The organism is Mycobacterium sp., from assembly GCF_050701675.1.
In the GTDB taxonomy this organism is placed as follows: Bacteria; Actinomycetota; Actinomycetes; order Mycobacteriales; family Mycobacteriaceae; genus Mycobacterium.
Genome location: NZ_JBOGDD010000958.1, coordinates 1 through 3,182 on the forward strand (window position 1 = coordinate 1; position 3,182 = coordinate 3,182).

Here is a 3,182-nt window from a genome sequence, read left to right on the forward strand (position 1 = left end):
CGCCGAGTCCAGGTAGCCCTGAATGCGATCGCGTTGGAGCTCGGAGATCACCGGCCCGCAGATGGTGCCCGGCGCGTTCGGATCGCCAGGCTTGAGCCCGGCCATCGTGGCCGCGGCGGCTTCGACCGCCTCGTCGTAGCGGGCGCGGGGCACCACCAGGCGGGTGGTGATCGCGCAGCCCTGCCCGGCATGCATGGCGGCCGTGAAGGCCGACATCGAACACGCCCCAGCGAGATCCGTGTCGTCGAGCACCAGGAACGCCGACTTTCCGCCGAGCTCGAGGAACACCTTCTTGAGCGTGGCCGCGCCGTCGGACATCACGGCCCGCCCGGTGTTCGTGGAACCGGTGAACGACACCATGTCGACACGCGGATCCCTCGACAGCAGCGCCCCGACGCCATGGTCGCTGGAGGTGACGATGTTGATGACGCCCGCGGGGAAGTCGGTGTACTCCGCGATCAGTTCGCCGAGAACGGCGGCAGCCCATGGTGTGTCGGGAGCGGGCTTGAGCACCAAGGTGTTTCCCGCGGCCAGCGCAGGCCCGATCTTGGCCAGGTTGATCTGGTGCGGGAAGTTCCACGGTGTGATGGCTCCGACCACGCCGATCGCCTCCCTGGCGACCGTGCGGTGAGTCTTCATGCCCATCGGCGACGCAATGCCCAAGTCGGTGGTCCACTGATAGGACTCGGCCGTGTCCGCGCAGAAGCTCAGATCCTCGACCGGGCCCTCCAGTTGCGCAGCCGAAGTGAGCATGCGCGGCGCGCCGACCTCGGCGATCGTCAGGTCCCGCAGTTCCTCGACGTGATCGCGCATCGCCTGCTGTAACTGGCGAATGCAACGCACCCGTTGCTCGACGTTCGTGGCCCAATCCGTCTCGTCGAACGCCCGACGCGCAGCCCCGATCGCCGCCTCCATGTCATCGGCGCTGGCATCGGCCGAGACGCCGAGCACCTCCTCGGTAGCTGGATTGAGCGTCGGGAAGGTTCCCCCGCTTCCGGCCACCAGCTTGCCGTCGATGAGCAGTCGACTCTCGGAAGAGCCCAGTAGCGCCATTCGAACTCCCGTTCATCTCCTGGACAACTGTCCGGCTGTGTTGGTTCGAACCATAACCGCAGCGACCTGCCGGTGGCAAGGTTGCACATTCCTTGGCTGCGATGAAACTCCGAGAAAGAGCCGCTGTACAGGAACTTCAACCGACCGGGTTGCCTAAGTGCGACGCCGTCAGATAACTTGGACATGTGTCCAGTGATGCAGTGGTCGCGACCACAGAGGTGATCGACGCCGACCCAGGCGATACCCCGCGCAACCGCCGCCAGGAGGAGACCTTTCGCAAGGTACTCGCGGCGGGTGTGGAGATGCTGCGCGAATCGTCGTACGCCGACCTCACGGTGCGGGCCGTCGCCGCAAGGGCCAAGGTCGCACCTGCCACCGCCTACACCTATTTCTCGTCCAAGAACCACCTGATCACGGAGGTCTACCTCGACCTGATCCGCCAGACGCCGTACTTCACCGACGTCAACGAGAGCAGGTTGACGCGCATGGACCGCACGCTGCACTCGATGGCGCTCGCAGTCGCCGATGAACCCGAGCTCGCCGCCGCCTGCACCACCGCGCTGCTGGGCGGCGGTAACGACGACGCCGTCGGCCGCGTGCGTGAACGCATCGGCGCCGAGATCCACCGCCGCATCACCTCGGCGTACGGCCCCGATCCCGACCAGCGCGTCTTGTCGGTACTGGAGATGACGTTCTTCGGCGCCCTTGTCCAGGCGGGCAGCGGCTACTTCAGCTACCACCAGATTGCCGATCGGCTGACCTACGCGGTCGGCCTCATCCTGGGAGAACACGCATGACAGTCGACACGTCCGCCGTCTTGCTCGACCCCTATGACTACGACTTCCACGAAGATCCGTATCCGTACTACCGCCGATTGCGTGACGAGGCGCCGCTCTACCACAACGAGGACCTGAAGTTCTGGGCGGTGTCCCGCCACACGGACGTCGTGCAGGGCTTCCGCAACAGCACGTCGCTGTCCAACAAGCACGGCGTATCGCTGGACCCGATCTCGCGAAACGAACACGCGCACAAGGTCATGTCGTTCCTCGCGCTCGACGATCCTGGCCATCTCCGACTGCGCACCCTGGTCTCGAAGGGCTTCACTCCTAGGCGGATTCGCGAGCTGGAGGGGCGGGTCACCGAGATCGCGGTGCAGCACCTCGACGCGGCGCTGCAGTCGGAGACGTTCGACTTCGTGGACGACTTCGCGGGCAAGCTGCCGATGGACGTCATCTCCGAGCTCATGGGCGTGCCCGACGAGGACAGGGTCAGGATCCGCGCTCTCGCCGACGGTGTGATGCATCGCGAGGACGGCGTGTCCGACGTGCCCGCCGAAGCGATGCAAGCCTCGGCCGAGTTGCTGGTCTACTACGCCGACATGGTGGCGCAGCGACGCAAGAGGCTCTCGGACGATCTGACCTCGGCGCTCGTGGAGGCCGAGATCGACGGTGACCGGCTCACCGACGAAGAGATCATGGCGTTCCTGTTCCTGATGGTGGTAGCGGGTAACGAGACCACCACGAAACTGCTTGCCAACGCCGCTTATTGGGGGTTCAAGAACCCCGACGAGCTCGCCCCCGTCTTCGACGATCACGCACTGGTCAAACCGTGGGTGGAGGAAACCCTGCGGTACGACACGTCGAGCCAGATCCTGGCCCGCGCCGTCTCCGCGGACATGACGTTGTACGACACCACGATTCCCGCCGGCGATGTACTGCTGCTGCTGCCCGGCTCGGCCAACCGTGACGACCGCGTCTTCTCCGAGCCCGACACCTATCGCATCAGCCGCGACATCGGTTCCAAACTGGTGAGTTTCGGCAGCGGGGCGCACTTCTGCCTCGGGGCCCACCTGGCACGCATGGAAGCCCAGGTCGCACTCACCGAGTTCTTCAAGCGCGTTCGTGGCTACGAGGTGGACGAGGCCGGTTCCGTCCGCGTCCACTCGAGCAACGTGCGCGGTTTCGCCCATCTGCCCATCACCGTGAAGGCCCGATAGATGCCACGTTTCGCACCACTCCCCGACCGCCGACCCGCCATCGTGGCCGGCGCCTCAGCCGGCATCGGTGAGGCCACCGCGATCGAACTCGCCGCGCGTGGCTTTCCCGTCGCGTTGGGTGCCCGCCGAGTCG

General features: G+C 65.7%; 3 protein-coding genes and 1 pseudogene. 3 read left to right on the forward strand and 1 reads right to left on the reverse strand.

Annotated elements, in window-relative coordinates; translation table 11 throughout:
* On the reverse strand, window positions 1-1,053 hold a 1,053-nt coding region (locus ACRDUX_RS29080; RefSeq protein ID WP_526419010.1), incomplete at its 3' end, for an aldehyde dehydrogenase family protein.
* A 185-nt stretch (window positions 1,054-1,238) separates the two neighbouring features.
* Between ACRDUX_RS29080 and ACRDUX_RS29085 the strand changes: the two genes are divergently transcribed.
* The 3 genes and pseudogenes from ACRDUX_RS29085 to ACRDUX_RS29095 form a co-directional block, all read left to right on the forward strand.
* Entirely contained in the window at window positions 1,239-1,850 is a 612-nt protein-coding gene (locus tag ACRDUX_RS29085; protein ID WP_526419012.1) for a TetR family transcriptional regulator, read from the forward strand.
* A complete protein-coding gene (locus tag ACRDUX_RS29090; protein WP_526419013.1) occupies window positions 1,847-3,049 on the forward strand; it encodes a cytochrome P450 in 1,203 nt (400 codons plus the stop codon). The genes ACRDUX_RS29085 and ACRDUX_RS29090 overlap by 4 nt, the downstream gene beginning before the upstream one ends.
* A pseudogene (locus ACRDUX_RS29095) lies at window positions 3,050-3,182 on the forward strand (SDR family oxidoreductase); the annotation flags it as partial. It abuts the gene before it with no gap.

Coding starts and splice junctions, on each gene's coding strand:
- ACRDUX_RS29090 (WP_526419013.1), top strand. CDS start 1,847: ATGACAGTCGACACGTCCGCCGTCTTGCTCGACCCCTATGACTACGAC.